General features: G+C 63.0%; 24 protein-coding genes, 1 tRNA gene and 1 pseudogene. All 26 read left to right on the top strand.

Annotated features, from left to right (window positions below; translation table 11 throughout):
- On the top strand, positions 1 to 504 hold a 504-nt coding region (locus AC1DKD_RS25725), incomplete at its 5' end, for a CDP-alcohol phosphatidyltransferase family protein (protein WP_477143859.1).
- 162 nt (positions 505 to 666) lie between these two features.
- Positions 667 to 1158, top strand: coding sequence for a peptidoglycan-binding protein LysM (gene lysM / locus AC1DKD_RS25720; RefSeq protein ID WP_441630161.1), 492 nt, complete (start codon positions 667 to 669; stop codon positions 1156 to 1158).
- 370 nt (positions 1159 to 1528) lie between these two features.
- Positions 1529 to 3067, top strand: coding sequence for a 2-isopropylmalate synthase (locus AC1DKD_RS25715; protein WP_441630159.1), 1539 nt, complete (start codon positions 1529 to 1531; stop codon positions 3065 to 3067).
- A gap of 234 nt (positions 3068 to 3301) precedes the next feature.
- The gene (locus tag AC1DKD_RS25710) at positions 3302 to 3508 is read left to right on the top strand and encodes a hypothetical protein (RefSeq protein ID WP_441630157.1); all 207 of its coding nucleotides are present in this window, start codon (positions 3302 to 3304) and stop codon (positions 3506 to 3508) included.
- A 204-nt stretch (positions 3509 to 3712) separates the two neighbouring features.
- Entirely contained in the window at positions 3713 to 4957 is a 1245-nt protein-coding gene (locus tag AC1DKD_RS25705; protein ID WP_441630155.1) for a branched-chain amino acid ABC transporter substrate-binding protein, read from the top strand.
- Positions 4958 to 5159: 202 nt separating this feature from the next.
- Complete coding sequence (gene rpsO / locus AC1DKD_RS25700; RefSeq protein WP_035868720.1) at positions 5160 to 5432, top strand: 30S ribosomal protein S15; 273 nt, start codon at positions 5160 to 5162, stop codon at positions 5430 to 5432.
- A gap of 460 nt (positions 5433 to 5892) precedes the next feature.
- Positions 5893 to 8088, top strand: coding sequence for a polyribonucleotide nucleotidyltransferase (pnp, locus tag AC1DKD_RS25695; protein ID WP_477143858.1), 2196 nt, complete (start codon positions 5893 to 5895; stop codon positions 8086 to 8088).
- A 190-nt stretch (positions 8089 to 8278) separates the two neighbouring features.
- A complete protein-coding gene (locus AC1DKD_RS25690; protein WP_441630151.1) occupies positions 8279 to 9283 on the top strand; it encodes an NAD(P)H-quinone oxidoreductase in 1005 nt (334 codons plus the stop codon).
- Between the two features lie 160 nt (positions 9284 to 9443).
- Entirely contained in the window at positions 9444 to 10181 is a 738-nt protein-coding gene (gene tpiA / locus AC1DKD_RS25685) for a triose-phosphate isomerase (RefSeq protein WP_441630149.1), read from the top strand.
- Between the two features lie 46 nt (positions 10182 to 10227).
- The gene (secG, locus tag AC1DKD_RS25680; protein WP_045238150.1) at positions 10228 to 10605 is read left to right on the top strand and encodes a preprotein translocase subunit SecG; all 378 of its coding nucleotides are present in this window, start codon (positions 10228 to 10230) and stop codon (positions 10603 to 10605) included.
- Between the two features lie 206 nt (positions 10606 to 10811).
- Positions 10812 to 10896: transfer RNA gene (locus AC1DKD_RS25675), tRNA-Leu, on the top strand.
- A 164-nt stretch (positions 10897 to 11060) separates the two neighbouring features.
- A complete protein-coding gene (locus AC1DKD_RS25670; RefSeq protein ID WP_006156838.1) occupies positions 11061 to 11420 on the top strand; it encodes an NADH-quinone oxidoreductase subunit A in 360 nt (119 codons plus the stop codon).
- A 6-nt stretch (positions 11421 to 11426) separates the two neighbouring features.
- Entirely contained in the window at positions 11427 to 11909 is a 483-nt protein-coding gene (locus AC1DKD_RS25665; protein WP_006156837.1) for a NuoB/complex I 20 kDa subunit family protein, read from the top strand.
- A gap of 1 nt (position 11910) precedes the next feature.
- Complete coding sequence (locus AC1DKD_RS25660) at positions 11911 to 12510, top strand: NADH-quinone oxidoreductase subunit C (protein WP_045238149.1); 600 nt, start codon at positions 11911 to 11913, stop codon at positions 12508 to 12510.
- Between the two features lie 9 nt (positions 12511 to 12519).
- Positions 12520 to 13773, top strand: a complete 1254-nt coding sequence (locus tag AC1DKD_RS25655) for an NADH-quinone oxidoreductase subunit D (protein WP_441630146.1) — start codon at positions 12520 to 12522, stop codon at positions 13771 to 13773.
- Between the two features lie 200 nt (positions 13774 to 13973).
- Positions 13974 to 14468, top strand: a complete 495-nt coding sequence (gene nuoE / locus AC1DKD_RS25650) for an NADH-quinone oxidoreductase subunit NuoE (protein WP_035868701.1) — start codon at positions 13974 to 13976, stop codon at positions 14466 to 14468.
- 1 nt (position 14469) lies between these two features.
- Positions 14470 to 15765, top strand: a complete 1296-nt coding sequence (nuoF, locus tag AC1DKD_RS25645; protein WP_477143857.1) for an NADH-quinone oxidoreductase subunit NuoF — start codon at positions 14470 to 14472, stop codon at positions 15763 to 15765.
- A 12-nt stretch (positions 15766 to 15777) separates the two neighbouring features.
- Positions 15778 to 18000 (top strand): NADH-quinone oxidoreductase subunit NuoG, encoded by a 2223-nt coding sequence (gene nuoG / locus AC1DKD_RS25640; RefSeq protein ID WP_477143856.1) that lies wholly within the window; start codon positions 15778 to 15780, stop codon positions 17998 to 18000.
- Positions 17958 to 18944 carry an NADH-quinone oxidoreductase subunit NuoH gene (nuoH, locus tag AC1DKD_RS25635; protein ID WP_477143855.1) on the top strand — a complete coding sequence of 329 codons (987 nt, stop codon included), beginning with the start codon at positions 17958 to 17960 and terminating at the stop codon, positions 18942 to 18944. Before nuoG ends, nuoH begins: the two co-directional genes overlap by 43 nt.
- A 65-nt stretch (positions 18945 to 19009) precedes the next feature.
- Positions 19010 to 19501, top strand: coding sequence for an NADH-quinone oxidoreductase subunit NuoI (gene nuoI / locus AC1DKD_RS25630; protein ID WP_017224316.1), 492 nt, complete (start codon positions 19010 to 19012; stop codon positions 19499 to 19501).
- Positions 19502 to 19645: 144 nt separating this feature from the next.
- Positions 19646 to 20296: an NADH-quinone oxidoreductase subunit J gene (locus tag AC1DKD_RS25625; RefSeq protein ID WP_045238145.1), complete on the top strand. Its 651-nt coding sequence runs from the start codon at positions 19646 to 19648 to the stop codon at positions 20294 to 20296.
- 16 nt (positions 20297 to 20312) lie between these two features.
- Positions 20313 to 20618 carry an NADH-quinone oxidoreductase subunit NuoK gene (gene nuoK / locus AC1DKD_RS25620; protein WP_006156828.1) on the top strand — a complete coding sequence of 102 codons (306 nt, stop codon included), beginning with the start codon at positions 20313 to 20315 and terminating at the stop codon, positions 20616 to 20618.
- 59 nt (positions 20619 to 20677) lie between these two features.
- Positions 20678 to 22491, top strand: a pseudogene (nuoL, locus tag AC1DKD_RS25615) (NADH-quinone oxidoreductase subunit L).
- 13 nt (positions 22492 to 22504) lie between these two features.
- A complete protein-coding gene (locus tag AC1DKD_RS25610) occupies positions 22505 to 23971 on the top strand; it encodes an NADH-quinone oxidoreductase subunit M (RefSeq protein WP_441630137.1) in 1467 nt (488 codons plus the stop codon).
- A gap of 18 nt (positions 23972 to 23989) precedes the next feature.
- Complete coding sequence (nuoN, locus tag AC1DKD_RS25605) at positions 23990 to 25465, top strand: NADH-quinone oxidoreductase subunit NuoN (RefSeq protein ID WP_035868681.1); 1476 nt, start codon at positions 23990 to 23992, stop codon at positions 25463 to 25465.
- 22 nt (positions 25466 to 25487) lie between these two features.
- Positions 25488 to 25796: a DUF2818 family protein gene (locus tag AC1DKD_RS25600; protein WP_477111087.1), complete on the top strand. Its 309-nt coding sequence runs from the start codon at positions 25488 to 25490 to the stop codon at positions 25794 to 25796.
- The last annotated feature ends 11 nt before the right edge of the window (positions 25797 to 25807 follow it).

Genomic DNA, 25807 nt, shown 5'->3' with positions numbered 1-25807 from the left:
TACGAGTGGATCCTGCACGACCTGGGCAAGTGGGGATGGATCGCCGCGTTTGTCTACTGCACGTGCGCGGCACTGCGGCTGGCACGTTTCAACGCCAACATCGGCGTGGTCGACAAGCGCTTCTTTCAGGGGCTGCCCAGCCCGGCGGCGGCGGCGCTGGTGGCCGGCTTTGTCTGGCTGGTGATCGACAACAAGCTGCCGGTGAAGGAACTGTGGATGCCGTGGGTGGCATTCGGCATCACGCTGTATGCCGGGCTTTCGATGGTCTCCAACGCGCCGTTCTACAGCGGCAAGGCGCTCGATGTTCGCTACCGCGTGCCCTTCGGCATGATGGTGCTGGTGTTGGTGCTGTTTGTTGTGGTCTCGACGGATCCGCCGGTGGCGTTGTTCGGGCTGTTCGTGGCATACGCCATTTCCGGTTACCTGCTATGGGGCTGGCATGCGTTGCATGGCAAGCCGGCAGGCATCCGGACGGCGCGGGACGGCGGGAATGAACGTTCCTGACGGCAGGTCAGTAAAGAGGCGCTACGGCGCCTTTTTACTTTTTGTTTTCCAGAACTCTGCGCTGTCTGGCCCGCAAGGCCGGGGCGCAGGCTAGCGGTGCGGTTTGCCGTGGTTTGCTGTATCCACTGTTGTCCACTTATCACTGACCAACTGGAGGTTCTCATGGGCATGCTCGACTTCATCAAGGAAGCAGGAGAGAAACTGTTCGGCGGCAGCGCAGCCAAGGCCGCGCCGGCCGATGCACCGTCGGCGGACGTCGACGCGGCCAACCGCGCGGCTGGCGATGCCATCGAGGGCTACATCAAGCAGATGAACCTGGATGCCACCGGGTTGATGGTGCAGGTTGACGGTGCACAGGCGCTGGTGACGGTGTTCGGCGTGGCGCCGGATCAGGCGACCCGCGAGAAGATCGTCCTGTGCTGCGGCAATGTCCAGGGTGTGGAGAAGGTCGAGGACAAGATGTCGGTCAATGTCGACTCGATCGAGTCGACATGGCATACGGTGGTCAAGGGCGACACTTTGTGGGCGATTTCCCAGACGGCCTATGGCAACGGTGCGCTATACACCACCATTTTCGAGGCCAACCAGCCCATGTTGTCGCATCCGGACAAGATCTATCCCGGCCAGAAGCTGCGCATCCCGCCCAAGGCCTGACGCCTGGCATCCCAGGGGCAGGGCGCCCCTGGGGCCTTTCTTCCCGGCGATCACCCCGATTCACGCGATCATATTGCACACGCCCGGCATCTCGGCTATAGTCGCTGACATGATTTCGCGCCAAGCCCTACTCGCCCGCACCATTCTAGGTGGCCTACTAGGTCATCAGGTCGGGACGCGTTTGCGCTGAGGGAAGCCAAGACCCTCGCGCCAAGTCACACAGGATTCATAAAACGCCCCGGCCTGCATCACTGCACGCCGGGGCGTTTTGCATTCAGCACCAATACAGCAGCACAGCAAAACAAGACGGCGAATGCCGAGACAGCAACTTGATTCGCCAGATACAAAGATAAGCCCAGGAGCCCCACTCATGTCCGACAAACTCATTATTTTCGACACCACCTTGCGCGACGGCGAACAGTCGCCAGGCGCCTCCATGACCCGCGAGGAAAAGATCCGCATCGCGCGGCAGCTGGAGCGCCTGAAGGTCGACGTGATCGAAGCCGGCTTTGCGGCCAGCTCCAACGGCGACTTTGAAGCGATTCGCTCCATCGCGCAGGTCGTCAAGGATTCGACCATCTGCTCGCTGGCCCGCGCCAACGACCGCGATATCGCGCGCGCGGCGGAGGCGCTGAAACCGGCCAACGCCTTCCGCATCCATACCTTCATCGCCACTTCGGCGCTGCATATGGAAAAGAAGCTGCGCATGACGCCGGACCAGGTCTATGAACAGGCCATCCTGGCGGTACGCTTTGCGCGCCAGTTCACCGACGATATCGAGTTTTCGCCCGAAGACGGCAGCCGTTCGGACATGGATTTCCTGTGCCGCGTGCTTGAAGGCGTGATTCGTGAAGGCGCCAGCACCATCAACCTGCCGGATACCGTGGGTTATGCCGTGCCGGAGGGCTATGCGGGGCTGATCCGCTCGGTGCGCGAGCGCATCCCCAATTCCGACAAGGCCATCTGGTCCGTGCATTGCCATAACGACCTCGGCATGGCGGTGGCCAACTCGCTGGCAGCGGTCAAACTCGGCGGCGCGCGCCAGGTCGAGTGCACCATCAACGGCCTGGGCGAGCGCGCCGGCAATACCAGCCTGGAAGAAGTGGTGATGGCGGTGAAGACGCGCCGCGACTACTTCGACCTCGACGTCGGTGTGGACACCACGCAGATCGTGCCGGCCTCCAAGCTGGTATCGCAGATCACCGGCTTCGTGGTGCAGCCCAACAAGGCCGTGGTCGGCGCCAACGCGTTCGCCCATGCTTCGGGTATCCACCAGGATGGGGTGCTGAAGGCGCGCGATACCTACGAGATCATGCGCGCCGAAGATGTGGGCTGGACCGCCAACAAGATCGTGCTGGGCAAGCTCTCGGGCCGCAACGCCTTCAAGCAGCGCCTGCAGGAACTCGGCATCGAACTGGAAAGCGAGAGCGAAGTCAACGCTGCTTTCACTCGCTTCAAGGAACTGGCCGACCAGAAGTCCGAGATCTTCGACGAAGACATCATGGCCATCGTTTCCGACGAGGCACACGACGTCAACGAGCACTTCCGCTTTATCTCCCTGTCGCAGCACTCCGAAACCGGCGAGCGCCCGCATGCGCGCGTGGTGTTCAATATGGACGGCCAGGAGCTGACCGGGGAAGGCGAGGGCAACGGTCCGGTCGATGCCACGCTGCACGCGATTGAAGGCAAGGTCAACAGCGGCGCCGAACTGGTGCTGTATTCCGTCAATGCCATTACCGCCGGCACGCAGGCGCAGGGCGAGGTAACGGTCCGCTTGTCCAAGGGTGGGCGCATCGTCAACGGCGTGGGCACCGATCCCGATATCGTGGCCGCTTCGGCCAAGGCCTACCTGGCTGCCTTGAACAAGCTGCACGACAAGGCCGTGCAGAAGATCAACCCGCAGATCTGATCCCGATCTGACCGGTAAGCCCGCGGCCCAGGCGGCAGCGGGGCTTGAATCGGCCCGCCGCGTTCCCACGAGGACGACGGCGGGCGTTTTGCGTTCCGCGCACGCTCCACGATCGGCCCCGCTCACACCTCACCGGCGCCGGTCAGGCCCGTTGGCGAGGGGGGCGGGCGTGATCTGGTATATAGAACAGCAGTTCGGCAAGCCCCGCGAGCCCAAGCAGGCAACTGGCCGTCAATGTTCAATTTCCATTTCGATGGCGGCGGCGTGCTGCGCCACGACCTCCGCCTGATAGAGTTCGTCCTCTGGCTCGAAGACCCGGTGGCGGAGCAGGGCAGCAAGAACGGTGCGTTTCGAAGCACGCTGGAGCCGATGACTCTCGCCCCCTTCGCGCAGCGCTTTCACTTCAACTGGACGAAGCACTGGCAAAAGCTCTGGTGCTAGCGTCCGCGCGCCGGTATGCGCCGGCTTGGGGCCGAATACAGGAGCCGGCGACCGCTGGTCCTGCGTTCTCCCCTTCAACTTCCTCTATTTTTGCCGCCGCTTGGGCTATTCTCGCTCAATTCCGCGTTTTGCCGCGAAGGTGCGCCCATTTGCCTCTGCCTGCTCCCTGGCTTACCATGCAGCGCTTTAGCGGGAGGTCTCTCGATGTGGTGTAAACGATGGCTGGCAGCTTGCTTGCTCGCGGTAGCGGCAGGGGCCGGCGCGCAGGAGCCGATCCGTCTCGGCATGATCGAGGGGTTGTCCGGTCCCTTTGCCAACGCGGGCGATGCCGTTGTGCGCAACCTGCGGATTGCCATCGATCGCGTCAACGCGCGTGGCGGCGTCAAGACTGCCGAGGGCCCGCGTCCCTTTGAACTCGTTACCTTCGATAGCAAGGGCAATGTCGACGAGAGCCTGATCCAGTTGCGCGGCCTGGTGGACAGGAATATCCCCTTTGTCCTGCAAGGCAATAGTTCGGCGGTGGCTGGCGCGCTGGTGGGCGCCATCAATCGGCACAACGCGCGCCAGCCCGAGGCGCGCGTGCTCTTTCTCAACTATTCCGCGGTCGATCCCGCGCTGACCAACGAAAGCTGCAGTTTCTGGCATTTCCGCTTCGATGCGAGTGCAGACATGCGCATGCAGGCGCTGACCGAGGTCATCCGCGCCGATACCAGCGTGCGGCGCGTGTACCTGATCGACCAGGATTACAGTTTTGGCCATCAGGTGGCTCGTTCGGCACGCGAGATGCTGGCCGCCAAACGCCCTGAGCTGCACATCGTGGGCGATGAGTTTCATCCGATCGGCAAAATCAAGGATTTCGCCCCATATATCGCCAAGATCAAGGCCAGTGGCGCGGACGCCGTGATTACGGGCAACTGGGGCAACGATCTCACGCTGATGGTCAAGGCAGCGCGCGAAGGCGGACTGAAAGCCAAGTTCTACACGTTCTATGGCAACGGCCTGGGCGCGCCGGCGGCCATGGGCGATGCCGGGGTCGGGCGGGTGCTGGCGGTGGCCGAGTGGCATCCGAACGTGGGCGGCGCGGCTTCGGATGCGTTCTACCAGGCGTTCCGGGCGCGCTACCCGGAGCCCAAGGACGACTACGTGCACCTGCGCATGCAGATGATGGTGGAGATGCTGGCCCGGGCGATCGAGAAGGCAGGGTCGACGGATGCCGTCAAGGTGGCGCGGGCGCTCGAGGGTATGCGCTATGTCAACGATTTTCATGAGGCGACTATCCGGGCCGATGACCATCAGGTGCTGCAGCCGCTTTATGTTTCCGTGATGGAGCGGCAGGGCGGGGATGTGCGGTTCGATAACGAAGGATCGGGGTATGGGTTCCGGACTGTCAGGAAGCTGAAGTCCGCCCAGACTACACTGTCCACCAGTTGCAAGATGGAGAGGTTTTAGCGGGGATTCGGCGGGGGCAACCAGCCCGCAACCGGGCAAATTCCATCCCCATCCCAATTTCCGCTATAATCGCCGGCTGTCACGGCCAACCGGTTGCTCAATCGGTCCGGCCAGGACGGAAATTGCCTGACAGCAACATCAAAGGCACGACGCATACGGCACATTCCGCGCTGTAGCGTTCGCAAGTGAAAAGGAAATCACCATGGCAGTAGCCGAAATCAACAGCAAGACCGAAGTCATCAAGCAGTTCGCACGCGCCGCCAACGACACCGGTAGCCCGGAAGTCCAGGTTGCCCTGCTGACCAACCGCATCAACGAACTGACCCCCCACTTCAAGGCCAACATGAAGGATCACCACAGCCGCCGCGGTCTGCTGCGCATGGTGAGCCGTCGTCGTCGCCTGCTGGACTACCTCAAGGCCAACGATGCCGACCGTTATCGTTCGCTGATCGAGAAGCTCGGCCTGCGTAAGTAAGCAGTCAGGATCGTCCGGATGGCAGCACGAATGGATGCACTGCACGCCTTCGCGTGAGCCACGAATGCCTGCGTCAGCCCCGCTGATGCAGGCATTTTGTTTTTGCGGCCGGAAGGTCGATGCCTTGAATCGCTTAAAGTGATTTTTATTTCACTTGATGGCGCCATGCCCCCCGGGCTGGCGCCCGTTGCGCCAAGACGTGCAACGGAGTAAGTTACTTCGTTCTTTAGCTTTTTCTGCAGTGATTCGTCTGCAGTCATTCAAATACCGGAGTCGGGCAAGGAAACGGGGTTTTGTGTCATTCCAGGGCGGTATCCACCTGAGCACCAACTGAGCAGGTGCCGCACTGGAATGGCATAGCACTTCCCTGCAACTGCGACCGACGATGATCCGGCAGTTCGCCCGCGGCTGCTAACGCGGGCGTTGCACAAGCGTGCAAGCGCGAATTAAAGGAACGCTCATGACCATGTTCAATAAGATCGTCAAGGAATTCCAGTGGGGCCAGCACAAGGTGCGCCTGGAAACTGGCGAGATTGCCCGCCAGGCTGGCGGTGCCGTGATCGTCGACATTGAAGACACCGTGGTGCTCGCCACCGTTGTCGCTGCCAAGTCGCCCAAGGCCGGCCAGGACTTCTTCCCGCTGACCGTCGACTACATCGAAAAGACCTACGCCGCCGGCAAGATCCCCGGTGGCTTCTTCAAGCGTGAAGGCCGTCCGTCGGAAAACGAGACGCTGACCTCGCGCCTGATCGACCGTCCGCTGCGCCCGCTGTTCCCGGAAGGTTTCTATAACGAAGTGCAAGTGGTCATCCACGTGCTGTCGTTGAACCCGGAAGTGCCGGCGGATATCCCCGCCCTGATCGGCGCGTCGGCTGCCCTGGCAGTGTCGGGCATTCCGTTCAGCGGCCCGGTCGGCGCAGCGCGCGTTGGCTACAAGGACGGCCAGTACCTGCTGAACCCGACCCGCTCGCAGATCGCCGCATCGGAACTGGACCTCGTGGTTGCCGGTACCGAGCGCGCCGTGCTGATGGTGGAGTCGGAAGCCCGCCAGCTGTCGGAAGAAGTGATGCTGGGCGCCGTGGTCTATGGCCACGAGCAAATGCAGACCGCCATCAACGCCATCCATGAGCTGGTGCGCGACGGCGGCAAGCCGGAGTGGGACTGGACCRCCGCACCGAAGAACGAAGCGCTGATCGCCAAGGTTGGCGAGATCGCCCTGCCGCTGCTGCAGGACGCCTACCAGCTGCGCCAGAAGTCGGCGCGCAGCCAGAAGCTCAAGGAAGTCTACGCCTCCGTGACGGCCAAGCTGGCCGAAGCCGGCGTGGAAGCCGACAAGGTCGAAGTGGGCAACGTGCTGTTCGACATCGAAGCCAAGATCGTGCGCAGCCAGGTGCTGTCGGGCGAGCCGCGCATCGATGGCCGCGATACCCGCACCGTGCGCCCGATCGAGATCCGTTCGTCGGTGCTGCCGCGCGCCCACGGCTCGGCCATCTTCACCCGTGGTGAAACCCAGGCGCTGGTGGTTGCCACGCTGGGCACCAAGGGCGATGAGCAGATCATCGACGCGCTCGCCGGCGAATACCGCGACCGCTTCATGCTCCACTACAACATGCCTCCGTTCGCCACCGGCGAAACCGGTCGCGTGGGCAGCCCCAAGCGCCGCGAAATCGGTCACGGCCGCCTCGCCAAGCGCGCGCTGATCCCGGTCCTGCCGAAGGATGACGAATTTGCCTACACCATTCGCCTGGTGTCGGAAATCACCGAATCCAACGGCTCGTCGTCGATGGCATCGGTGTGCGGCGGCTGCCTGGCACTGATGGACGCCGGCGTTCCGATCAAGGCGCACGTGGCCGGCGTGGCCATGGGCCTGATCCTGGAAGGCAACAAGTTCGCCGTGCTGACCGACATCCTCGGTGACGAGGACCACCTCGGCGACATGGACTTCAAGGTCGCGGGTACCGACAACGGCATCACGGCGCTGCAGATGGACATCAAGGTCCAGGGCATCACCAAGGAAATCATGCAGGTCGCGCTGGCGCAAGCCAAGGAAGGCCGCCTGCATATCCTGGGCAAGATGCAGGATGCGATGGGCCATGCGCGCACCGAGCTGTCGGAGCACGCACCGCGCATGATCACCATGAAGATCCATCCGGACAAGATCCGCGAAGTGATCGGCAAGGGCGGCTCGACCATCCAGGCGCTGACCAAGGAAACCGGCACCACCATCGACATCCAGGAAGACGGCACCATCACCATCGCCTCGACCTCGACCGATGGCATGGCCGAAGCCAAGCGCCGCATCGAAGGCATCACCGCGGAAGCCGAAGTGGGCAAGATCTACGCCGGCACCGTGCTGAAGCTGCTGGACTTTGGCGCCATCGTCAACATCCTGCCGGGCAAGGACGGCCTGCTGCACATCTCCGAGATCGTCAACGAGCGCGTCAAGGACATCAAGGATTGGCTCAAGGAAGGCCAGCACGTTCGCGTGAAGCTGATCCAGGCCGACGAAAAGGGCCGCCTGCGCCTGTCCCTGAAGGCTGCGCTGGCCGAAGAGGGTGGCAGCATCAGCCCGATCGCCAACACCAGCGAAGCACCTGCTGCTCCGGCCGCACCGGCTGCGCCGACGACGCCTTCGGCGGATCAGCAACAGCAGTAAGCGTTTCGTAGTATCCGTAGCAGAGAAAGCGGCTGGCGATGTCCAGCCGTTTTTTTGTTTACACTGCCGCCAGTCCCGTCCGCCACCGGCGGCCCGCTCGGCCCGTTTGTAGTGCTGCGCGGCGGCAGAGCAGATCGATCCCCCGTCATGCGTGCGAGAGCCCGCCGCATGCGAAAAGCAAGGAGCAGCAATGCAAGCCATCGAAATCCGCGAATACGGCGCCCCCGAAGTCCTGCAACTGGCGCAACGTCCCGATCCCGTGCCCAAGGCGGGAGAGATCCTGATCCGCGTGAGCGCGGCCGGCATCAACCGCCCCGACGTATTCCAGCGCACCGGCAACTATCCTGTGCCGCCCGGCGCGTCCGACCTGCCGGGCCTGGAAGTGGCGGGGGTGGTTGCCGGCGGCGACCTGTCGCACACCGACAACCGCTTCGGCCTGAAGCTGGGCGATCGCGTCTGCGCGCTGGTGCAGGGCGGTGGCTACGCGGAGCTGTGCGTGGCCCCCGCGGCGCAATGCCTGCCGGTGCCGGCCGGCCTGTCGGATATCGAGGCGGCGGCATTGCCCGAGACCTTCTTCACCGTATGGAGCAATGTGTTCGATCGCGGCTACCTGGGCCGCGGCCCGCTGGGCAAGGATGAGACCCTGCTGATCCAGGGTGGCTCCAGCGGCATCGGCACGACCGCCATCCAGATTGCCAAGGCACTGGGCCACAAGGTCTTCGTGACGGCTGGCAGCGCAGACAAGTGCCGTGCCTGCGAGGAACTGGGCGCCGACCGCGCCATCAACTACAAGACCGAAGACTTCGTCGCCGAGGTCAAGGCCTTGACCGGTGGCCGCGGCGCGGACGTCATCCTCGACATGGTGGCCGGCCCCTACCTGGCGCGCGAGCTTTCCTGCGTGGCCGACGACGGCCGCATCGTGATCATTGCGCTGCTGGGCGGCGCAAAGGCGGAGATCCCGCTGGGCGACATCCTGCGCCGACGCATCACCGTTACCGGTTCGACGCTGCGTCCGCGCCCGGTTTCGTTCAAGGGTGAGATAGCGCAAGCACTGCACCAGCACGTCTGGCCGCTGCTGGCCGCGGGCAAGATCAAGCCGGTGATCCACCAGACCTTCCCGGCCGCCCAGGCGGCGGACGCGCATCGCCTGATGGAATCGAGCGAGCACATCGGCAAGATCGTCCTGACCTGGTAAGCGGGCGGAGCTGGGGCTGCGCGCCCCGGCGGTATGGCAGGGTAGGGCGGGCCCCGGGATCGCCTGGGCGCGGGAGCCTCCTGGCCGATTTCGGGCCCCTTCGGTGGCGTAGGGCCCTGGCCCGCGCTACAATAGCCGGTTTGATTGAGAGGGGCGCCCTGTGAGACAAAAGCTCGTCATCGGCAACTGGAAGATGCACGGCAGCCTGGCCGCCAACGCGGCCCTGCTGGAAGGTATCAAGGCTGTACCGGCACGTGCCCGCCTTGCGGTGTGTGCGCCGTTCCCTTACCTGGCACAGTGCCAGTCGTTGCTGGTCGGCTCCAATGTGGCCTGGGGCGCTCAAGACGTATCCGCCGAGGCGCGCGGTGCCTTCACGGGCGAAGTGGCGGCATCCATGCTGGCCGAGTTCGGTGTTTCGTACGCCCTCGTGGGGCATTCGGAGCGCCGCAGCTACCATGGCGAGAACGATGCCACGGTGGCGGCCAAGGCGCTGCGCGCACTCGAATTCGGCATCGTGCCGGTGGTGTGCGTGGGCGAGACCCTGGCGCAGCGCGAGGCCGGCGAGACCGAGGCGGTGGTTGGCCGTCAGCTTGGCGCCGTGCTCGAAGCGCTGTCGCTGGAGCAGCTTGGGCGTATCGTGCTGGCATATGAGCCGGTGTGGGCAATCGGCACCGGCAAGACCGCAAGCAGCGAGCAGGCCCAGGCCGTGCATGCCTTCTTGCGCGGCCAGGTGGCAGCGCGCGATGCAGGGGTTGCGGCTCGCATGGCCATGCTGTACGGCGGCAGCGTCAAGCCGGACAACGCGGCAGAACTATTTTCCATGCCCGACATCGACGGGGGGCTGATCGGAGGCGCCTCGCTGAAGTCGGACGATTTCCTCGCGATCGGCAACGCCTGAATGCCGGCCGCTCATAGGGTCTGATCAGGCAAGCGAATCGAACCAAATGGCAATTTTCAAAACTTTGTTGGTAGTGGCGCAGGTACTATCCGCGCTTGGCGTGATTGGCCTGGTGCTGCTGCAGCATGGCAAGGGCGCCGATGTCGGTGCGGCGTTCGGCTCGGGGGCCTCGGGCAGCCTGTTCGGCGCCACCGGCTCGGCCAACTTCCTGTCGCGTACCACCGCCGTGCTGGCGACGCTGTTCTTCATCTGCACGCTGAGCCTGACGCTGCTGGGCAACTATCGGCCGGCGGCATCGCTGGGTGTGATGGGCTCCGCGCCGCAGGTGGCACCGGCAGTGGCGGGGGCTTCGGCGCCTGCAGCCGCGGCTGCCGCATCGGGTGCCGCGGCTTCGAATTCGTCCGCGCCCGCAGTACCGAAATAATCAACCTGCCTTGTGTCTGATTCTTGAAGATTTTTGCAGTTGTGCATTGAACAAATCAGGAATTCTAGGTTAGAATACAAGGCTTGAAACGATCCCCCAGCGACGGGGCTCTAGCCAGGACAAAGCAGTCCCAGCCAGAGTTCCGAAGGGTGTAAAAACCCTGGGCCCTGAAAAGCCCGGCGCGAGGCAATATTGTTTCTCCCCCAGCCGACGTGGTGAAATTGGTAGACACGCTATCTTGAGGGGGTAGTGGCGAAAGCTGTGCGAGTTCGAGTCTCGCCGTCGGCACCAAACAACTTGATCGGGTTGTCCGTCCGGAGTGTATCCCGGATGGGCAGCCCGGCCAGTCCGCAAGGCGGCGTCGTAATTTCTACGGAATGGCGCTTGGGGTGGGCAACAGGACGCCGCTTACCGCTGGTGCTGTTGACAACATTCCAGATAAGGCTGGCCGTACCTTGAATCTCGAAGCCTACTTCCCCGTCCTCATCTTCATCATCTTCGGTGTCGTGCTCGGCATTGCACTGATGTCGATTGGCCGAATTCTCGGTCCCAACAAACCTGATCCCGCGAAGCTCTCTCCGTACGAGTGCGGCTTCGAAGCGTTCGAGGACGCGCGCATGAAGTTCGACGTGCGCTACTACCTCATCGCTATTCTTTTTATCCTGTTCGATCTCGAAACCGCCTTCCTGTTTCCCTGGGGTGTAGCCCTGCGGGATATCGGCTGGCCGGGTTTCTTCGCCATGGGCGTGTTTCTGCTGGAATTCATCGTGGGCTTCGTCTACATCTGGAAAAAGGGCGCGCTCGATTGGGAGTGATGTGATATGGCAATCGAAGGCGTTCTCAATGAAGGCTTCGTCACGACTACCGCTGACAAGCTGATCAACTGGACCCGCACCGGGTCGCTCTGGCCGATGACCTTTGGCCTGGCSTGCTGYGCYGTGGAAATGATGCATGCYGGCGCCGCGCGCTACGACATGGACCGSTTCGGCGTGATTTTCCGCCCGTCGCCGCGYCAGTCGGACGTGATGATCGTGGCCGGCACGCTGTGCAACAAGATGGCCCCCGCGCTGCGCAAGGTCTACGACCAGATGGCCGAGCCACGCTGGGTGATCTCGATGGGTTCGTGCGCGAATGGCGGCGGTTACTATCACTACTCGTATTCAGTGGTGCGTGGTTGCGACCGGATCGTGCCGGTGGATATCTATGTGCCTGGCTGCCCCCCCACGGCGGAAGCGCTGATCTACGGCATCATCCAGCTGCAGAACAAGATCCGTCGCACCAACACCATCGCGCGCAAGGGCTGACATGTCGAACCTCGATACTCTGAAGGCCGCGCTCGAAAAGGTACTGGGCAAGCGTATCCAGAAACTGGTGGAGGCGGTAGGCGAGATTACCCTTATCGTCAAGGCCGAAGACTCCGTCGAAACCGCGCTGATGCTGCGCGACGATCCGTCGCTGCGCTTCGAGCAGCTGATCGACGTTTGCGGCGTCGATTATTCCTCCTATGGCGACGGCGCCTGGGATGGTCCCCGTTTCGCCGCCGTGACGCACCTGCTGTCGGTGACGCACAACTGGCGTCTGCGCGTACGTGTGTTCGCGCCGGATGACGACGTGCCCGTGGTGCCGTCGCTGAATGACGTCTGGAACTCGGCCAACTGGTTCGAGCGCGAAGCGTTCGACTTCTATGGCATCGTGTTCGAGGGCCATAACGACCTGCGCCGCCTGTTGACCGACTACGGTTTCGTCGGCCATCCGTTCCGCAAGGACTTCCCGGTATCGGGCTATGTCGAGATGCGCTACGACCCCGAACAGAAGCGGGTGATCTACCAGCCCGTCACGATCGAGCCGCGCGAGGTAACGCCGCGCGTCATCCGCGAAGAGAATTACGGCGGCTTGCAGCACTGAGAACGCGCAATGGCAGATATCAAGAACTACACCCTGAACTTCGGCCCGCAGCATCCTGCGGCACACGGCGTGCTGCGCCTTGTGCTGGAGCTTGACGGCGAAGTGATCCAGCGCGCCGACCCCCATATCGGCCTGTTGCACCGTGCCACCGAAAAGCTGGCCGAGCAAAAGACCTGGATCCAGAGCGTGCCGTACATGGACCGCCTCGACTACGTGTCGATGATGGTCAACGAGCATGCCTACGTGATGGCCATCGAGAAGATGCTGGGTCTCGACGTGCCGGTCCGCGCGCAATACATCCGCGTGATGTTCGACGAGATCACGCGTCTGCTGAACCACCTGATGTGGATCGGCTCGCACGCGCTCGACGTGGGCGCGATGGCGGTGTTCCTGTACGCCTTCCGCGAACGCGAGGACATGTTCGACATGTACGAGGCGGTATCGGGCGCGCGCATGCACGCGGCCTACTACCGTCCGGGCGGCGTGTACCGCGACCTGCCGGACACAATGCCGCAATACAAGGCATCGAAGATCCACAACGAACGCGCCATCAAGGCCATGAACGAGGCGCGTTCGGGTTCGCTGCTGGACTTCATCGAGGACTTCACCAACCGTTTCCCGAAGTACGTTGACGAATACGAAACGCTGCTGACGGACAACCGGATCTGGAAACAGCGCCTGGTCGGCATCGGCGTGGTGAGCCCGGAACGCGCGCTGCAAATGGGCTTTACCGGCCCGATGCTGCGCGGCTCCGGCATCGAGTGGGACCTGCGCAAGAAGCAGCCCTACGAAGTGTATGACCGCATGGACTTCCAGGTCCCGGTGGGCGTGGGCGGCGATTGCTACTCGCGCTACCTGGTGCGTATCGAAGAGATGCGGCAGTCCAACGGCATCATCAAGCAGTGCATCGACTGGCTGCGCCGCAACCCCGGCCCGGTGATGACCGACAACCACAAGGTGGCGCCGCCTTCGCGCGTGGACATGAAGTCCAACATGGAAGAGCTGATCCACCACTTCAAGCTCTTTACCGAAGGCATTCACGTGCCGGAAGGCGAGACCTACGCGGCGGTGGAGCATCCCAAGGGCGAGTTCGGCATCTATGCGATCTCCGACGGCGCGAACAAGCCGTACCGCCTGAAGATCAGGGCACCGGGCTTTGCCCATCTTGCCGCCCTGGATGAAATGGCCAAGGGCCACATGATTGCGGACGCGGTAACGATCATCGGTACCCAGGACATCGTCTTCGGCGAGATCGACCGCTAATTGGTACCGCCGGCCCCGGACGACGATCCGGGCGCCCCTGGCAAGGACCCGAATCACGGTGTCCGGCCACGGGAAACCCGCGGTGGGCCCAGCATGCTGCGACATGCGGGCCGCAACGGCAGCGACGGCTGCAAACCTGCGGATGCGTGCCATGTGGCGGCGCAGTTCCGCAAATGACTCGGCGTATTACAGCAACGACCATGCTATCAGCAGAAGCTCTCAAGGAAATCGATCGCGCGATCGCCAAGTATCCGGCTGACCAGAAGCAGTCGGCCGTGATGGCGGCGTTGGCCGTGGCGCAGGGCGAAGTGGGCTGGGTCTCCCCGGAAGTCATGCAGTTCGTTGCCAGCTACCTCGACATGCCGCCGGTATGGGTCGAGGAGGTCGCAACCTTCTACAACATGTACGACACCAAGCCGGTCGGCAAGTACAAGCTGACCGTCTGCACCAACCTGCCGTGCGCACTCTCCGGTGGCGAACGGGCCGGCGACTACCTCAAGCAAAAGCTGGGTATCGGCTATAACGAAACCACCCCGTGCGGCACCTTCACCCTGAAGGAAGGCGAGTGCATGGGCGCCTGCGGCGACGCACCGGTGATGATCGTCAACAATACCCGCATGTGCAGCCACATGAGCGACGCCAAGCTGGACGCGCTGGTGGACGAGCTCAAGGGCACCGCCAAGGGGGACAAGTAACATGACCTCTCTGCACGACCGCCACATCAAGCCGCTGATCCTGGCCGGCCTCGATGGCAGCAACTGGCACCTCGAAGACTACGTCAAGCGCGGCGGCTATCAGCAGCTCAAGCGCATCCTGACCGAGAAGATCACGCCCGAGCAGGTGATCGCGGACGTCAAGGCCTCGGGCCTGCGCGGCCGTGGCGGCGCAGGCTTCCCCACCGGCCTGAAGTGGAGCTTCATGCCGCGTCAGTTCCCCGGCCAGAAATACCTGGTCTGCAACACCGACGAGGGCGAGCCAGGTACCTTCAAGGACCGCGACATCATCCGCTACAACCCGCATGCGCTGATCGAAGGCATGGCCATCGGTGCGTACGCGATGGGCATCACCGTGGGCTACAACTACRTCCACGGCGAGATCTGGAACGAATACAAGATCTTCGAGCAGGCGCTCGAAGAGGCGCGCGCGGCTGGCTTCCTGGGTGACAACATCCTGGATTCGGGCTTCAACTTCCAGTTGCACGCCCACCACGGCTACGGCGCCTACATCTGTGGCGAGGAAACCGCGCTGCTCGAATCGCTGGAAGGCAAGAAAGGCCAGCCGCGCTTCAAGCCGCCTTTCCCGGCCAGCTTTGGCCTGTACGGCAAGCCGACCACCATCAACAACACCGAGACGTTCGCCGCGGTGCCGTTCCTGCTGTCGATCGGGCCGGAAAACTACCTGAAGATGGGCAAGCCGAACAACGGCGGCTCCAAGATCTTCTCGATTTCCGGCGACATCGAGCGTCCCGGCAACTACGAGATCCCGCTGGGCACGCCGTTCGCGACCCTGCTGGAACTCGCCGGCGGCATGCGCGGCGGCAAGCGCATCAAGGCAGTGATCCCGGGTGGCTCGTCCGCCCCGGTGGTGCCGGGCGACATGATGATGGCGTCCGACATGGATTACGACTCGATCGCCAAGGCCGGCTCGATGCTGGGCTCGGGCGCGGTGATCGTGATGGACGAGACGCGCTGCATGGTTCGCTCGCTGCTGCGTCTGTCGTATTTCTACTTTGAAGAATCGTGCGGCCAGTGCACGCCGTGCCGTGAAGGCACCGGCTGGCTCTACCGCATGGTGAATCGTATCGAACACGGAGAAGGGCGCCAGGAAGACCTGGACCTGCTCAATAACGTCGCTGAAAACATCATGGGCCGCACCATCTGCGCGCTCGGTGATGCGGCAGCGATGCCGGTCCGCGGCATGCTCAAGCACTACTGGAAAGAGTTCGAATATCACGTCGAACACAAGCAGTGCATGGTTCCGGCCTACTCTTAAGCGTGGCAGAACATGGTTGAACTCGAGATCGACGGCAAGAAGGTTGAGGTTGCTGAAGGCAGCCTGGTGATGGAAGCCGCCCGCCAGCTGGGCACCTACATCCCGCACTTCTGCTACCACCGTAAATTGTCCATTGCGGCTAACTGCCGCATGTGCCTGGTTGAGGTTGAGAAAGCGCCCAAGGCGCTGCCGGCCTGCGCCACGCCCGTTACCCCTGGCATGAAGGTCTTCACCAATTCGGAGAAGGCGGTCAAGGCGCAGAAGTCGGTGATGGAATTCCTGCTGATCAACCACCCGCTGGATTGCCCGATCTGCGATCAGGGCGGCGAGTGCCAGCTGCAGGATCTGGCCGTGGGCTACGGCGCATCGGAATCGCGCTACAAGGAAGAAAAGCGCGTCGTCTTCCACAAGAACGTTGGCCCGCTGATCTCCATGGAAGAGATGAGCCGCTGCATCCACTGCACCCGCTGCGTGCGCTTTGGCCAGGAAGTGGCCGGCGTGATGGAGCTGGGCATGCTGGGCCGCGGCGAGCACTCCGAGATCACGACCTTCGTCGGCCAGACCGTGGATTCGGAACTGTCCGGCAACATGATCGACCTGTGCCCGGTCGGCGCGCTGACCAGCAAGCCGTTCCGCTACTCGGCCCGTACCTGGGAACTGRCTCGCCGCAAGTCGGTGTCGCCGCACGATGGCCTGGGCGCGAACCTGGTGGTACAGACCAAGAACCAGCGCGTAATGCGCGTGCTGCCGCTGGACAACGAAGCCGTCAACGAATGCTGGCTGTCCGACAAGGACCGCTTCTCGTACGAAGGCCTGAACAGCGCCGACCGTCTCACCAAGCCCCTGCTCAAGCAAGGTGGCGAGTGGATGGAAACGGACTGGCAGACCGCGCTGGAATACGTGGCCAATGGCCTCGCCAGCATCAAGCGCGACCATGGCGCCGACCAGATCGCCGCGCTGGCCAGCCCGCACAGCACGCTGGAAGAACTCCACCTGCTGGGTAAGCTGGTGCGTGGACTGGGCAGCGACAACGTTGACTTCCGCCAGCGCCAGACCGACTTCTCGGCCGCCATCAAGGGCGCGCCGTGGCTGGGCCTGCCGATTGCCGACGTCTCCGCGCTGCAGCGCGTACTGGTGATCGGTTCATCTCTGCGCAAGGATCACCCGCTGCTGGCCGCGCGTCTGCGCCAGGCCGGCAAGAAGGGCGCCCGCGTGGCAGTGCTCGGCGCCAGCGCCGATGACCTGCTGATGCCGCTGGCCGCACGCATCGACGCTGCACCGTCCGGCTGGACCGCAGCCCTGGCCGGCGTGGCCCGTGCCGTCGCCGCCGCCAAGGGCGTGGCCGCTCCGGCGGGCACCGATGGTTTCGACGGCGACGACAAGTCCAGGCTGGTAGCCGATGCGCTGCTGTCGGGCGAGCGCCGCGCCGTGTTCCTCGGCAACGAGGCCGTGCGTCACCCGCAATTCGCCGCGCTGCACGCGCTGGCACAGTGGATCGCCACCGAAACCGGCGCCACGCTGGGCTTCCTGACCGAAGCCGCGAACACGGTCGGCGGCCATATCGCAGGTGCGCTGCCGCAGAAGGGCGGCGCCAACGCGCAGGCCATGTTCGACACGCCGCGCCGCGCCTACGTGCTGCTGAACACGGAACCCGAGTTCGACGCTGCCAACCCGCGTCAGGCCCTGGCCGCGCTGGCCCAGGCCGGTACCGTGGTGGTGCTGTCGCCGTTCCGCTCGGAAGCCGCGCTGCAATATGCTGACGTGATCCTGCCGGTGACCCCGTTCACCGAAACCGCGGGTACGTTCGTGAACTGCGAAGGCCTGCCGCAAAGCTTCAACGGCGTCGTCCGTGCGCTGGGCGATTCGCGTCCGGCATGGAAGGTGCTGCGCGTGCTGGGCAACCTGCTCGACGTGCCTGGTTTCGACTACGAGACCGCCGAAAGCGTGCGCGACGAAGTGCTGGCCAAGCCGGTCGCTCCGCAACTGAACAACGGCACCGACGCGGCCATCCGCGTGAGCGCCGCCGCGGGCGGCATCGAGCGCATCGCCGATGTGCCGATCTACCACGCGGACCCGATCGTGCGCCGTGCCGATTCGCTGCAACTGACCGCAGCCGCGCGCCGCGCCATGCAAGCCGGCCTGTCGGCCGACTTGTTCGCCTCGCTGGGCGTGCAGGCGGGCGACCCGGCGCCGTGGTCATTGTGGTGCCGCTGCTGTTGTGCGTGGCCTACCTGATCCTCTGGGAGCGCAAGCTGATCGGCTGGATGCACGTGCGTATCGGCCCGAACCGGGTCGGCCCGCTGGGCCTGCTGCAGCCGATCGCCGACGTGCTCAAGCTGCTGCTCAAGGAAGTGATGATGCCCACGCAGGTCAGCCGGGGCATGTACCTGGTTGCCCCGCTGATGGTGCTGATGCCCGCCGTGGCGATCTGGGCGGTGATTCCGTTCCAGGCCGAGGTGGTGATGGCCAACGTCAACGCCGGCCTGCTGTACGTGATGGCGATCAGCTCGGTTGGCGTGTACGGCGTGATCCTGGCAGGCTGGGCCTCCAACTCCAAGTACGCCTTCATCGGCGCCATGCGCGCCGCGGCGCAGATGGTGTCGTATGAAATCGCCATGGGCTTTGCCCTGGTGACTGTGCTGATGGTGTCGGGCAGCCTGAACCTGTCGGCCATCGTCAACTCGCAGAACACCGGCTACTTCGCCAACATGGGGATCAACGTACTGTCGTGGAACTGGCTGCCGCTGCTGCCCATGTTCGGCGTGTACTTCATCTCCGGCGTGGCCGAAACCAACCGCCACCCGTTTGACGTGGTCGAAGGCGAGTCGGAAATCGTGGCCGGCCACATGATCGAATACTCGGGCATGGGCTTCGCGCTGTTCTTCCTGGCCGAGTACATCAACATGATCGTCATCTCCACGATGACCGCGCTGATGTTCCTGGGCGGCTGGGCGCCCCCGTTCGAGAGCTTCATCACGAACGCGGTGCCGGGTTTCTTCTGGCTGCTGATCAAGGTATTTTTGCTGCTGTCGGTGTTTATCTGGATCCGCGCTTCGTTCCCGCGTTACCGCTATGACCAGATCATGCGCCTGGGCTGGAAGATCTTCATCCCGCTGACGGTGGGCTGGCTGGTCATCGTGGCGATCTGGATCCGGTCGCCCTGGAATATCTGGCATTGAACGGCCAAAGCAGGGGCGCAGCCGCATTTGGCGGCGCCCCGTGGAATCATTAGGAAGCAATCGTCATGCTGCTCGCCATCAAGGACTTCTTCAACAGCCTGCTCCTGAAGGAACTCTTCAAGGGCATGGCCCTGACCGGGCGTTATCTCTTCGCGCGCAAGATCACAGTCCAGTTCCCGGAAGAAAAAACGCCGATGTCGCCGCGTTTCCGGGGTCTGCACGCGCTGCGCCGCTACCCGAACGGCGAAGAGCGCTGCATCGCCTGCAAGCTGTGCGAAGCGGTTTGCCCGGCACTGGCCATCACCATCGAGTCCGATGCACGCGTCGACGGTACCCGCCGCACCACGCGCTATGACATCGACCTGACCAAGTGCATTTTCTGCGGTTTCTGCGAGGAAGCCTGCCCGGTCGACGCCATCGTCGAGACGCATATTCTCGAATACCACGGCGAGAAGCGCGGCGACCTGTACTTCACCAAGGACATGCTGCTGGCCGTGGGCGACCGCTACGAGCCGCAGATTGCCGCGGCGAAGGCCGCGGACGCCAAGTACCGTTAATACGGCGCGATACAGGGCGCGTCCGCCGATTCTGGCGGACGTTGCCAACGAATAGTGAATCGGGCCCCGTGTGGGGCCAACGAAAAGGATGCCGCAAGGGCAGGCCACCAGGGGTGGCTTGTGCCAGAAGGCTCGACGAGGACCATGGAACTCACGACCACCATCTTCTATGTCTTTGCGCTGGTGCTGGTGCTCTCCGCACTGAAAGTCATCACCGCGAAGAACCCGGTGCACTCCGCACTGTTCCTCGTGCTGTCGTTTTTTACGGCAGCCGCGATCTGGATGCTGCTGAAGGCCGAATTCCTCGCCATCCTGCTGGTGCTGGTGTACGTGGGCGCGGTGATGGTGCTGTTCCTGTTCGTGGTGATGATGATCGATATCGATATCGAGCACCTGCGACGGGACTTCTGGACCTATGTACCGATGGCTTCGGTGGTTGGCGCGCTGATCATCGCCGAGATGGCCACCGTGCTGGTGCGCAACTTCATCGGCACGACCACGCCGCTGAACAACGTCGTGCACGGCCCGGACTACTCCAACACCGCCGAGCTCGGCAAGCTGATCTACACCGACTACATCTACGCCTTCGAAGTGGCCGGCATCATCCTGCTGGTGGCGATCATCGCCGCCGTTGCGCTGACGCTGCGCCGCCGCAAGGACAACAAGTCGCAAGACGTGGGCGAGCAACTGCGTACCCGCCGCCAGGACCGCGTGCGCCTGGTCTCGATGCCCAGCGAAGCCCGTGCCGGCACCCAAGCCAGCCCGGATGCCGCGGCTGCCGCCAACAAGAACTAAAGCCCGGAGAAACGCTGTGCTCTCTCTCGCCCATTTCCTCGTGCTCGGTGCGATCCTGTTCGCCATCAGCATCGTTGGTATTTTCCTGAACCGCAAGAACGTCATCGTGCTGCTGATGGCGATCGAACTGATGCTGCTTGCGGTCAATATGAACTTCGTCGCCTTCTCGCACTATCTGGGCGACCTGGCAGGACAGGTTTTCGTTTTCTTTATCCTCACGGTGGCTGCGGCCGAATCGGCAATCGGCCTTGCAATTCTGGTCGTGCTGTTCCGCAACCTGGACACGATCAACGTGGACGACATGGACACCCTCAAGGGCTGATCCGAGTTTCTACGTTATGAACCAAGACCGTTCTCCGACCGCACACCACTAAGCGTCCTATGGCAACCACGCTCGACCCCAACCTGCTACTGGCGATTCCGCTCGCACCGCTCGCCGGTGCAGCGATCGCCGGCCTGTTCGGCACCAAGTTCTTCAGCACGTTCTCCTCGGAGACGCGCGCCGGCCGCACGCTGGCCCACACCGTGACGATCCTCGGTGTGGCGATCTCCTGCCTGCTGTCGATCATCGTGCTGATGGACGTCCTTGACGGCGCGAGCTTCAATGCCACCGTGTACGAGTGGATGACGATCGGCAGCCTCAAGATGGAAGTGGGCTTCCTGGTCGACTCGCTGACCGCGATGATGATGGTGGTGGTGACCTTCGTCTCGCTGATGGTGCACATCTACACCGTCGGCTACATGAGCGAAGACCCCGGCTACAACCGCTTCTTCGCCTACATCTCGCTGTTCACCTTCTCGATGCTGATGCTGGTGATGAGCAACAACTTCCTGCAGCTGTTCTTCGGCTGGGAAGCCGTGGGTCTGGTGTCGTACCTGCTGATCGGCTTCTGGTACACCCGCCCGACCGCCATTTTCGCCAACCTCAAGGCGTTCCTGGTCAACCGCGTGGGTGACTTCGGCTTTATCCTCGGCATCGGCCTGCTGCTGGCCTACAGCGGCAGCATGAACTACACCGAAGTGTTCGCCGCGCGCGACCAGCTCGCCACGGTGATCTTCCCGGGCACCGACTGGATGATGATCACGGTTGCCTGCATCTGCCTGTTTATCGGCGCGATGGGCAAGTCGGCCCAGTTCCCGCTGCACGTGTGGCTGCCGGACTCGATGGAAGGCCCGACCCCGATCTCCGCGCTGATTCACGCCGCCACCATGGTGACGRCCGGCATTTTCATGGTCGCGCGCATGTCGCCGCTGTTCGAGCTGTCGGACACCGCGCTGTCCTTCGTGCTGGTGATCGGCGCCATTACCGCGCTGTTCATGGGCTTCCTGGGCATGATCCAGAACGACATCAAGCGCGTGGTGGCGTACTCCACGCTGTCGCAGCTCGGCTACATGACGGTCGCGCTGGGCGCCTCGGCCTACTCGGTGGCCGTGTTCCACCTGATGACCCACGCGTTTTTCAAGGCACTGCTGTTCCTTGCGGCCGGCTCGGTCATCATCGGCCTGCACCATGACCAGGACATCCGCAACATGGGCGGCCTGCGCAAGTACATGCCGATTACCTGGATCACGTCGCTGGTGGGTTCGCTGGCGCTGATCGGCACGCCGTTCTTCGCGGGCTTCTACTCCAAGGACTCGATTATCGAGGCGGTGGCCGAATCGCATATCGCTGGCTCGGGCTTCGCTTACTTCGCGGTGCTGTCCAGCGTGTTCGTCACGGCGTTCTATTCCTTCCGCCTGTACTTCCTGGTGTTCCACGGGGAAGAACGCTTCGGCAAGGAAGATCACCACGCGCATCACGCGGGCAATCATGATGACGAGGAAGCGACCTCGGACCATCATCATGGCCTGGCTCCGGGCGAGAAGCCGCACGAGTCGCCGTGGGTTGTCACGCTGCCCCTGGTGCTGCTGGCGATTCCGTCGGTCGTGATCGGTGCCCTTACGATCAAGCCGATGCTGTTCGGCGACTTCTTCAAGCACGGCGTGGCCTTCAGTGGAAGGGCGGCGACCAGGGCCTGATCGACGGCCTCGTGGTCAACGGCGCCGCACGTGTGGTGGGCTGGTTCGCGTCGGTGAGCCGTTACCTGCAATCCGGCTACATCTATCACTACGCATTCGCCATGATCCTGGGCATGCTGATCCTGCTGACGATGACGGTGTTCGGCACCTCGTTCGCCACGGTGAGCGCCAAGTAAGGAAAACAAGAAAATGGTTCTGTCTTTCGCTATCTGGCTGCCGATCTTTTTTGGCTTGCTGGTCCTTGCCTCGGGTTCCGACCGTAGCCCCGGCTACGTCCGCTGGATGTCGCTGTTCGGCTCCATCGCCAGCTTCCTCGTTACGCTGCCGCTGGTATTCCACTTCGACCGTTCCACGGCTGCCATGCAGTTCGTCGAGAAGTCGGAGTGGATCGAACGCTTCAACATCAACTACCACCTGGGTGTCGACGGCATCTCGATGTGGTTCGTGGTGCTGACCGCCTTCATCACGGTGATCGTGGTGATCTCCGCCTGGGAAGTGATCACCGAGCGCGTGGCCGAGTACATGGCCTCGTTCCTGATCCTGTCGGGCCTGATGGTCGGCGTGTTCTGCGCGCTCAACGGCATGCTGTTCTACGTGTTCTTCGAGGCCACGCTGATCCCGATGTACATCATCATCGGCGTCTGGGGTGGCCCGAACCGTGTGTACGCGGCCTTCAAGTTCTTCCTCTACACGCTGCTTGGCTCGCTGCTGACGCTGGTTGCGCTGCTGTATCTGTACAGCAAGACCGGTACCTTCGACATCCTCGAATGGCACCAGGCCAAGCTGTCGATGAGCGAGCAGACCGCGCTGTTCATTGCCTTCTTCCTGGCGTTTGCGGTCAAGGTGCCGATGTGGCCGGTCCACACCTGGCTGCCGGACGCCCACGTGGAAGCGCCAACCGGCGGCTCGGTGGTGCTGGCCGCCATCATGCTGAAGCTGGGCGCCTACGGTTTCCTGCGTTTCTCGCTGCCGATCGCACCGGATGCCAGCCATAGCATGGCCGCCTTCATCATCACGATCTCGCTGGTCGCGGTGATCTACATCGGCCTGGTCGCGCTGGTGCAGGCCGACATGAAGAAGCTGGTGGCGTACTCGTCGATCGCCCACATGGGCTTCGTCACGCTGGGTTTCTTCATCTTCAACGAGATCGGCATCGAGGGCGGCATCATCCAGATGATCTCCCACGGCTTTATCTCGGGCGCCATGTTCCTTTGCATCGGCGTGCTGTATGACCGCGTGCACTCGCGCCAGATCGCCGATTACGGCGGTGTGGTGAACACCATGCCGAAGTTCGCGGCGCTGTCGGTGTTCTTCGCCATGGCCAACTGCGGCCTGCCGGCTACCTCGGGTTTCGTCGGCGAGTTCATGGTGATCCTGGGCGCGGTCAAGTTCAACTTCTGGATTGGCCTGCTGGCCGCCACCGCGTTGATCCTGGGCGCCGCCTACTCGCTGTGGATGGTCAAGCGCGTGATCTTTGGCGACGTGGTGCACAAGCACGTGGCCGAACTGGTCGACCTGAACAAGCGCGAGTTCCTCATGCTTGGCCTGCTGGCGATCATGACGCTCTATATGGGCCTGTATCCGAAACCCTTCACCGATGTGATGCACGCTTCCGTGGTGAACCTGCTGTCGCACGTGGCGCAGTCGAAGCTGTAATCGGGGAGAGAAACAAACATGCAACCGTCCTCGACATTGGCACCTGTGGCGCCAATCATTTTCCTGGCGATCGCCATCGCCGCGGTCAACTGGATCGACCTTGCCCGGGGCAAGGGCCGCTCCAGCGTGGCCTATCCGCTGTCGCTACTCACCACGCTCGTGCTGACCGTCTGGTTTGGCCTGAACGCGGCCGCCGGCGACACGCACTACGCCTTCGCCAACCTGGTGGTGGTGGACCCGATGGCCAATGTGCTGTCGGCCTTCGCCTCCGGCGCGCTGTTCGTCACGCTGGTCTATACGCGTAGCTACCTGGCTGACCGCGACATGTACAGCGGCGAGTTCTACATGCTCGCGCTGTTCACGCTCGGCGGCCAGATCGTGATGATCACCGGCAACAACTTCCTGACCCTGTACCTGGGCCTGGAACTGCTGTCGCTGGCGTCCTACGCGCTGGTGGCCCTGCGCCGCGACAACCGCGTGACGTCCGAATCGGCCATCAAGTACTTCGTGCTGGGCGCGCTGGCGTCGGGTTTCCTGCTGTATGGCATGTCCATGCTCTATGGTGCGACCGGTTCGCTGAACCTTGGCGAAGTGTTCCGTGTCGTGGAGTCGGGCCGGGTCAACACCACCATGCTGGCATTCGGCGTGGTCTTCCTGGTGGCGGGCATTGCATTCAAGATGGGCGCGGCGCCGTTCCATATGTGGATTCCGGACATCTACCAGGGCTCGCCGACCGCGGTKACGCTGCTGATCGCCGGTGCGCCGAAGCTGGCAGCCTTCGCCATGGCGCTGCGCCTGCTGGTGGAAGGCCTGTTGCCGCTGGCGGTGGATTGGCAAGTGATGCTGACTGTACTGGCCGTGGCCTCGCTGGCCATCGGCAACCTGACCGCCATCGTGCAGACCAACCTGAAGCGGATGCTGGCGTATTCCACCATCTCGCACATGGGCTTCCTGCTGCTGGGCATGCTGTCCGGCGTGGCTGACGGCAAGGCCGATGGCGCGGCCAGCGCCTACGGTTCGTCGATGTTCTACGCGGTGACCTACGTGATCACCACCCTGGGCACTTTCGGCATCGTCCTGCTGCGCGCCGGCAAGGATTTCGAAGCCGAGACGCTGGACGACCTCAAGGGCCTGTCGCGCAAGAATCCCTGGTACGCGCTGCTGATGCTGGTGATGATGTTCTCGCTGGCTGGCATTCCGCCGACCATGGGCTTCTACGCGAAGCTGGCCGTGCTCGAGGCCGTGGTCCATAGCGGCATGACCTGGCTGGCCGTGGTGGCGGTGCTGTTCTCGCTGATCGGCGCGTTCTACTATCTGCGTGTGGTCAAGCTGATGTATTTCGATGCGCCGGCCGACGAGCGCAAGCTGGAATCGAGCTTCGGCCTGCGTTCGATGCTGACCCTGAACGGCGCGGTCATCATTGCCCTGGGCCTGTTCCCGGCAGCGCTGATGAACCTGTGCTACCAGGCCATCCGCGCCACGCTGGCGTCCTGATGCGCGACGGCGGCGTAGCGATATGAGTTCATCGACGGCGGGCTGGTTTGTCATCTTGCTGGCATTGGTTTGTGCCAACCTGCCGTTTGTCAACCAGCGATTGTTCGTGCTGATCCCGCTGCGCTTTGTCAAAAAGCCGCTGTGGATCAGGGCGGGCGAATTGTTTGCCTGGTATGTGGGGGCCGGTCTGGCCGGCTTCGCCGTGGAGGCTGGGCTGGGCAACGCCTTCCCGCAAGGCTGGCAGTTCTACGCCATCACCGGTTGCATGATGCTGGTGTTCGCCTTCCCGGGCTTCACTTGGCAGTATCTCGTCAAACATCGCGCGGCCTGAGGCCGGGTAGC

Source organism: Cupriavidus sp. 05T313 (assembly GCF_056396665.1).
This window is presented reverse-complemented; position numbering and strand designations above follow the sequence as displayed.

Bases quoted from the DNA above. Each gene is read 5' to 3' on its own strand.
- lysM (WP_441630161.1), top strand. From the start codon at position 667: ATGGGCATGCTCGACTTCATCAAGGAAGCAGGAGAGAAACTGTTCGGC.
- AC1DKD_RS25715 (WP_441630159.1), top strand. From the start codon at position 1,529: ATGTCCGACAAACTCATTATTTTCGACACCACCTTGCGCGACGGCGAA.
- AC1DKD_RS25710 (WP_441630157.1), top strand. From the start codon at position 3,302: ATGTTCAATTTCCATTTCGATGGCGGCGGCGTGCTGCGCCACGACCTC.
- AC1DKD_RS25705 (WP_441630155.1), top strand. From the start codon at position 3,713: ATGTGGTGTAAACGATGGCTGGCAGCTTGCTTGCTCGCGGTAGCGGCA.
- rpsO (WP_035868720.1), top strand. From the start codon at position 5,160: ATGGCAGTAGCCGAAATCAACAGCAAGACCGAAGTCATCAAGCAGTTC.
- AC1DKD_RS25690 (WP_441630151.1), top strand. From the start codon at position 8,279: ATGCAAGCCATCGAAATCCGCGAATACGGCGCCCCCGAAGTCCTGCAA.
- secG (WP_045238150.1), top strand. From the start codon at position 10,228: ATGGCAATTTTCAAAACTTTGTTGGTAGTGGCGCAGGTACTATCCGCG.
- AC1DKD_RS25660 (WP_045238149.1), top strand. From the start codon at position 11,911: ATGTCGAACCTCGATACTCTGAAGGCCGCGCTCGAAAAGGTACTGGGC.
- AC1DKD_RS25655 (WP_441630146.1), top strand. From the start codon at position 12,520: ATGGCAGATATCAAGAACTACACCCTGAACTTCGGCCCGCAGCATCCT.
- nuoE (WP_035868701.1), top strand. From the start codon at position 13,974: ATGCTATCAGCAGAAGCTCTCAAGGAAATCGATCGCGCGATCGCCAAG.
- nuoI (WP_017224316.1), top strand. From the start codon at position 19,010: ATGCTGCTCGCCATCAAGGACTTCTTCAACAGCCTGCTCCTGAAGGAA.
- AC1DKD_RS25625 (WP_045238145.1), top strand. From the start codon at position 19,646: ATGGAACTCACGACCACCATCTTCTATGTCTTTGCGCTGGTGCTGGTG.
- AC1DKD_RS25610 (WP_441630137.1), top strand. From the start codon at position 22,505: ATGGTTCTGTCTTTCGCTATCTGGCTGCCGATCTTTTTTGGCTTGCTG.
- AC1DKD_RS25600 (WP_477111087.1), top strand. From the start codon at position 25,488: ATGAGTTCATCGACGGCGGGCTGGTTTGTCATCTTGCTGGCATTGGTT.